The organism is Streptomyces sp. YIM 98790 (assembly GCF_011421595.1).
Lineage (GTDB): Bacteria > Actinomycetota > Actinomycetes > Streptomycetales > Streptomycetaceae > Streptomyces.
In genome coordinates this window covers 1-6711 of the sequence record NZ_WTLH01000253.1, presented here as the reverse complement: position 1 = coordinate 6711, position 6711 = coordinate 1, and the positions used below count along the sequence as shown (strand labels likewise).

The window sequence follows — 6711 nt, the reverse complement described above, 5'->3', positions numbered from 1 at the left end:
GGCCACCGCGCCGCCGCCCCCGCCACTGCGCCCGCCGCCCGGCCCGGGGCCCGGCCCGGGGCCCGCTGTCGCGGCCGGTGCCGATTTGGCACGATGTCCGCCATGACCGGGCGCTGGGAATTCTGGATCGACCGTGGCGGCACCTTCACCGACGTCGTGGGGCGGCGCCCCGACGGCACCCTGGTGACCGGCAAACTGCTCTCCCACAACCCCGGCCGCTACCGGGACGCCGCGGTCGCCGGAATCCGCCGGATGCTGGGCACCGCCCCCGGCGAGCCGGTGCCCGCCGACCTGATCGCGCAGGTCAAGATGGGCACCACGGTCGCCACCAACGCCCTGCTGGAACGCCGGGGCGAGCCCACCGTGCTGCTCACCACCGCCGGGTTCCGGGACGCGCTGCGCATCGCCTACCAGAACCGCCCCCGTCTCTTCGACCGCCGCATCCTGCTCCCGGAGGCGCTGTACGACCGGGTGATCGAGACCGGCGAACGCGTCTCCGCGCACGGCGAGACGGTCCGTCCGCTGGACCGCGACGCCACCGCCGAGGCGCTGCGCGCCGCCCGCCGGGACGGCTTCCGCTCGGTCGCCGTCGTCTTCCTGCACGGCTACCGCCACCCGGCCCACGAACGGCTCGCCGCGGAACTCGCCGCCGCCGCGGGCTTCACCCAGATCAGCGTCTCGCACGAGGTCAGCCCGCTGATCAAGCTGGTGCCCCGGGGCGACACCACGGTGGTGGACGCCTATCTCTCGCCCGTGCTGCGCCGCTACGTGGACCAAGTCGCCCAGGAACTCAAGGGCGTGCGGCTGATGTTCATGCAGTCCAACGGCGGCCTGCGGGAGGCGGGCGGCTTCCGCGGCAAGGACGCGGTGCTCTCCGGTCCGGCCGGGGGAGTGGTCGGCATGGCCGGGAGCTGCGCCAGGGCCGGCTACCACCGGGTGATCGGCTTCGACATGGGCGGCACCTCCACCGATGTCTCGCACTACGCCGGCGAGCTGGAACGCGTCTTCGACACCGAGGTCGCCGGGGTGCGGATGCGCGCCCCCATGATGGACATCCACACCGTCGCGGCGGGCGGCGGCTCGGTGCTGCGCTTCGACGGCGCCCGCTACCGGGTGGGCCCGGAGTCGGCGGGCGCCGTCCCCGGCCCGGCCTGCTACCGCCGCGGCGGCCCGCTCACCGTCACCGACGCCAATGTGATGCTCGGCCGGATCCGGCCCGGCCACTTCCCGCACGTCTTCGGTCCCGGAGGCGACCAGCCGCTGGACGCGGACACGGTCCGCGAGCAGTTCACCGCCCTGGCCGCCCGGATCACCGCGGCCACCGGCGACACCCGCACCCCGGAGGAGGTCGCGGCCGGCTTCCTGGAGATCGCGGTGCTCAACATGGCCAACGCGGTGCGGAAGATCTCCGTGCAGCGCGGCCACGACATCACCCGCTACGCCCTGGCCAGCTTCGGCGGGGCGGGCGGCCAGCACGCCTGCGCGGTCGCCGACGCCCTGGCCGTCGACACCGTGGTGGTGCCGCCGCTGGCGGGGGTGCTCTCCGCCTACGGCATCGGCATCGCCGAGGCCACCGCGCTGCGCGAACGGTCGGTGGAGACGGAACTGACCGAGCAGGCGATGCCCGCGGTGCGCGAGTTGTGCGAGCGGCTGGCCGGGCTGGCCCGCGAGGAACTGCACGAGGACGGCGTGCCCCCGGCGGCGGTGCGCACCACCGCCCGGGTGCATCTGCGCTACGCCGGGACCGACTCGGTGCTCCCGGTGCCGCTCGCCGGACGCGACGAGATGGCCGCGGCGTTCGCCCGGCTGCACCGTGCCCGCTACGGCTTCGTGATGGACAAGCCGCTGGTGGTGGCCACCGCCGTGGCGGAGGCCACCGGCTCCTCCGCACCGCCGGACGCCCCTGCTCCCGCCCCCGTCGCCGGCGGCCCGGCCGTCTCCGGTGCCCGGCCCGCCGCCGCCCCCGCCGGGCCGCCGGCCGCACCGGCCGGTGAGACCACCGTGTACGCCGCCGGCGGCTGGCAGCGGGCCGCCCTGTACCGGCGTGCGGACCTGCGCCCCGGGGACACCGTCCCCGGCCCGGCGCTGATCACCGAGCCGGACGCCACCACGGTCGTGGAACCGGGCTGGCGGGCGGGCGCGGGCGAGCACGGCCACCTGATCCTCACCCGCGCGGTGCCCCGCCCGCGCACCGCCGCCGTCGGCACCGAGGCCGACCCGGTCAGGCTGGAGGTGTTCAACAACCTCTTCATGGCCATCGCCGAACAGATGGGGCTGCGGCTGGAGAACACCGCCCACTCCGTCAACATCAAGGAGCGGCTCGACTTCTCCTGCGCGCTGTTCGATTCCGAGGGCAATCTGATCGCCAACGCCCCGCACATCCCGGTGCATCTGGGCTCCATGGGGGAGTCCATCAAGGAGGTGCTGCGCCGCAACGCCGGCACCATGCGCCCGGGCGACGTCTACGCCATCAACGACCCCTATCACGGGGGCACCCACCTGCCGGACGTCACGGTGGTCACCCCGGTGTTCGACGGCTCCGGCGGGCCCCGTCCGGAACTGCTGTTCCTGGTCGCCTCCCGCGGGCACCACGCCGAGATCGGCGGCATCACGCCCGGCTCCATGCCCGCGTTCAGCCGCACCGTGCACGAGGAGGGGGTGCTGTTCGACAACTGGCTGCTGGTGCGCGACGGCAGGCTGCGCGAGGCCGAGACCCGGGCCCTGCTGGCCGGGGCCCGGTATCCCTCCCGCAACCCGGACGCCAACCTGGCGGACCTGCGCGCCCAGATCGCCGCCAACGAGAAGGGCATCACCGAACTGCGGGCCATGATCGAGGAGTTCGGGCTGGACGTGGTCCGGGCCTACATGCGGCACGTGCAGGACAACGCCGAGGAGTCGGTGCGCCGCGTCATCACCACCCTGCGGGACGGCAGTTACCGCTACGAGACCGACGCGGGCGCGGTCATCGCGGTATCGGTGTCCGTGGACCGGGCGGCGCGCCGCGCGGTGCTGGACTTCACCGGCACCTCCGCCCAGCTGCCGGGCAACGCCAACGCCCCCAGCTCCGTGGTGATGGCCGCGGTGCTGTACGTGTTCCGCACCCTGATCGCCGACGACATCCCGCTCAACAGCGGCTGTCTGAAGCCCCTGGAGATCCGGATTCCGCCCGGCTGCATGCTGGCCCCGGAGTACCCGGCGGCCACCGTGGCCGGCAATGTGGAGACCTCCCAGGCGGTGACCGGAGCCCTCTACGCCGCGCTCGGTGTGCAGGCCGAGGGCTCGGGCACCATGAACAACGTCACCTTCGGCAACGACCGCTTCCAGTACTACGAGACCGTGGCCAGCGGCTCCGGCGCGGGGGACGGCTTCCCGGGCGCGGACGCGGTGCAGACCCACATGACCAACTCCCGGCTCACCGACCCCGAGGTGCTGGAGTGGCGCTACCCGGTCCGGGTGGAGGACTTCGCGGTGCGCGAGGGCAGCGGCGGCGACGGCCGCTGGCGCGGCGGCAACGGGGTGCGGCGGCGCATCCGCTTCCTGGAGCCGATGACCGTCACCGTGCTGAGCAGCCACCGGCGGGTGCCGCCCTACGGCATGGCGGGCGGCGCGCCCGGCGCGCCGGGCCGCAACGCGGTGGAGCGGGCCGACGGCACCGTGGAGGAGCTGACCGGCTGCGACACCGCCCGGGCCGGGGCGGGCGACGTGCTGCTGGTGGAGACCCCGGGCGGCGGCGGTTACGGCACCGCCCCGCCGGCGGCCGGCTGACGGCCGTCAGCCGGCGTGCGGGACGTACAGGTCGAGCAGCCGGGTGCGGGCGGTCTGCACCCGGTAGGCCAGGATCTCCGCGACCGAGCGCAGCAGCGCATACCCGAAGTCGCATTCCGTGTCGCACTGCCGGCGCACCGCCGCGCCGTCGAACTCCCAGGCCCGCACCGGGGTGAACGCCTCCGCGCCGAAGTCCCAGGTGTAGGGCGGGAAGAGCCAGGACCAGCCGAGCAGATCGCCCGGATCGATGGTGGAGACCCGGGTGGGCCACTCACCGCGCACCCGCACGTCGAGGGCGACCGAGCCGGACCGGACGATCCAGAACCGGTCCGCGGTGCCCCGCTCCTCGAAGATCCGGGTGCCCTGCGGGAAGGACACCTCCCGGGCCAGGGCCATCAGCCGCGCCCGGTGCCGGGGCGGCAGGGACATCAGCAACCGCTGGGGGGCCGTCATGGCCTGCTGCCTCCTCTCGGCCCCGCCCGCGGCGGCACTGCCGCGGGCGGCCGGATACCGACCACTTCATTGCACCATAAATCCGACTATCCGCTGAATGGGTGATGCGGGCTTTTTCCGGCTTCCCCGGCGCCCCCCGGTCCCCGTGGCTCCCCGGCCGCCCCGGCCTCCACCTGCGTCCGCCCCGCCACGGCGGCATCGGGCAGCGGCCACGTGCCCAGGGCAGCGCACACGGCACCGATTCGCCGGTGACCGCGCGCACAGCCGAACTGCAGCGTTGAATGGTGGAACGGAACACCACCGCCGGACGCCGCGCCCGCGCGCCGCCCGGATCCGTCCGCGGGCCGCGAGGAGAAGGGATGACCGCCCAGGAGCCATTGCCGCCGGCCGGTACCCTGCCGCGTGACGCCGCCGCGGCCACCCCGGGCAGCGTGCTCGACCTGCTGCGGGTGGCCACCTTCGTGCTCGATGCCCGGGCCAGCATCGTGCTCTGGAGCCCCGAGGCGGAGCACCTCCTGGGCTACACCCCCGAGGAGGCCCTGGGCCGCAACGCCGGCCGGCTGCTGGTCCAGCCCGAGCACTGGGACCAGGTCACCGAATGGTTCCGGCTGGTCAGGGGAGGAGCCGCGTGGACCGGCGTGTTCCCCGTCCTCCACCGGGACGGCACCGTCGTCCCGATGGACTTCCGCCACATCCGGCTGCACGACATCAACGGCGAGCTCTATGTGCTGGGGCTGGCCGCGGACGCCGAGACCGTCCGCCGGCTCGACACCGACCTGGCCATGTCCCACTCCCTGATCACCCAGTCGCCGGTCGGGCTCGCCCTGTTCGACAAGGACCTGCGCTGGCTGCGGGTCAACCCCGCGCTGGCCCGGATCAACGGCATCCCGGCCGAGAAGATGCTCGGCAGACGCCTGCCGGACGTGCTGACCGGCATCGACACCGAAGCGGTGCGGCGTGCCGTCCACCAGGTGCTGGAGACCGGCGAACCCCTGCTCGACCAGCGCTCCGTCGGCCGCACCGCGGCCGATCCCCACCACGAGCACATCTGGTCGGTCTCCTACTACCGGGTGGACGACGTGGCCGGCCGCCCGATCGGCGTCGCCGCCTCCGCCGTCGACGTCTCCGAGCGGCACCGCGCCTCCGCCGAGGTCGCCGAGGCACGGGAACGGCTGGCGGTGATCGCCGACGCCTCCGCCCGCATCGGCACCACCCTCGACCTGCGCCTGACCGCCCGGGAACTCGCCGAGACCGCGGTGCCCCGGCTGGCCGGCCTGGCCGCCGTGGACGTGCTGGACGCGGTGCTCGACGGCGAGACCCCGCCGCCCGTCGGCCCCGGCGGCTCCGCCCGGTTCCGCGCCCTGGCCGTGGCCTCGGCCCCGGACGCCGAACTCGCCGGCGTCCCCGACACGGTCGGCGAACTCGCCTCCTACGGCCCCAGCCGGGTGATCACCCGGGCGGTCGCCGAACGCACCCCCGTGCTGCTGCCCCGGCTCGGCCACGCCCTGCTGCGCACCGTGGCCAAGGACGACACCGCGGCCCGGCTGCTGCGCGACGCCGGCGCCCACTCCTACCTCGCCGTTCCGCTGATCGCCCGCGGCCGGGTGCTCGGCGCCGTCAGTCTCTACCGCACCCGGCACCATCCGCGCCCCTTCGACGACCAGGACCAGGCCCTCGCCGCCGAACTCGCCTCCCGGGCCGCCATCAGCATCGACAACGCCCGCCTCTACACCCGGGAGCGCAACGCCGCGCTCACCCTCCAGCGCAGCCTGCTGCCGCACCTGCCCACCGGCTACCGCAACATCGAACTGGCCGCCCGCTACCTGCCCGCCACCAGCGAGGTCGAGGTCGGCGGCGACTGGTACGACGTGCTGCCGCTCACCCGCGGCCGGATCGCCCTGGTGGCCGGCGACGTGATGGGCAAGGGGGTGCACGCCGCCGCCATCATGGGCCAGCTGCGTTCCACCATCCGTGCCCTGACCCGGCTCGACCTGCCGCCCGGCGAACTCCTCGGGCATCTGGACGCCACCGCGGAATCCCTGGGCGAGTCCATAGCCACCTGCCTGTACACGGTGTGCGACCCGGACGCCGGCCTGCTGGAGACCGCCTCCGCCGGCCATCCGCCGCCGGTGCTGGTCAGCCCGGGCGGCACCGCGGAACTGCTCCACATCCCCTGCGGCGCACCGCTGGGCGTGGGCACCGGCGCCTTCCCCGGCCAGCGCCGGGACCTGCCGGACGGCGCCATGCTCGCCCTGTTCACCGACGGCCTGGTGGAGAACCGGCGCGACCCGATCGACACCGGGCTGCACGCCCTGCTCCGGCTGCTGCGCGGCGCCGGCGGCCGTCCGCTGGAGGAGGTCTGCGACGCCGTGCTGGACGGGCTGGGCCGGGCCCCGCTGGACGACATCGCGCTGCTGCTGGCCCGGGTGCACCGACGCCCCGGCCGGCGCCGCCGCGACACCCGCGCCTGACCGGCCCGCGCCCGGCCCCGGC

The 6711-nt window shown here is 74.9% G+C and carries 3 protein-coding genes; 2 read left to right on the top strand and 1 reads right to left on the bottom strand.

All coding sequences use genetic code 11. From position 1 onward, the window contains the following. The first annotated feature begins 102 nt into the window (after window positions 1–102). The gene (locus GQS09_RS25905) at window positions 103–3765 is read left to right on the top strand and encodes a hydantoinase B/oxoprolinase family protein (RefSeq protein ID WP_165989978.1); all 3663 of its coding nucleotides are present in this window, start codon (window positions 103–105) and stop codon (window positions 3763–3765) included. 6 nt (window positions 3766–3771) lie between these two features. Here GQS09_RS25905 and GQS09_RS25900 read toward each other — a convergent pair whose 3' ends face one another. Further along, the gene (locus GQS09_RS25900) at window positions 3772–4218 is read right to left on the bottom strand and encodes a cyclic nucleotide-binding domain-containing protein (protein ID WP_165989977.1); all 447 of its coding nucleotides are present in this window, start codon (window positions 4216–4218) and stop codon (window positions 3772–3774) included. A gap of 359 nt (window positions 4219–4577) precedes the next feature. Between GQS09_RS25900 and GQS09_RS25895 the strand changes: the two genes are divergently transcribed. Further along, a complete protein-coding gene (locus GQS09_RS25895; RefSeq protein WP_165989976.1) occupies window positions 4578–6689 on the top strand; it encodes a SpoIIE family protein phosphatase in 2112 nt (703 codons plus the stop codon). Window positions 6690–6711: the final 22 nt, after the last annotated feature.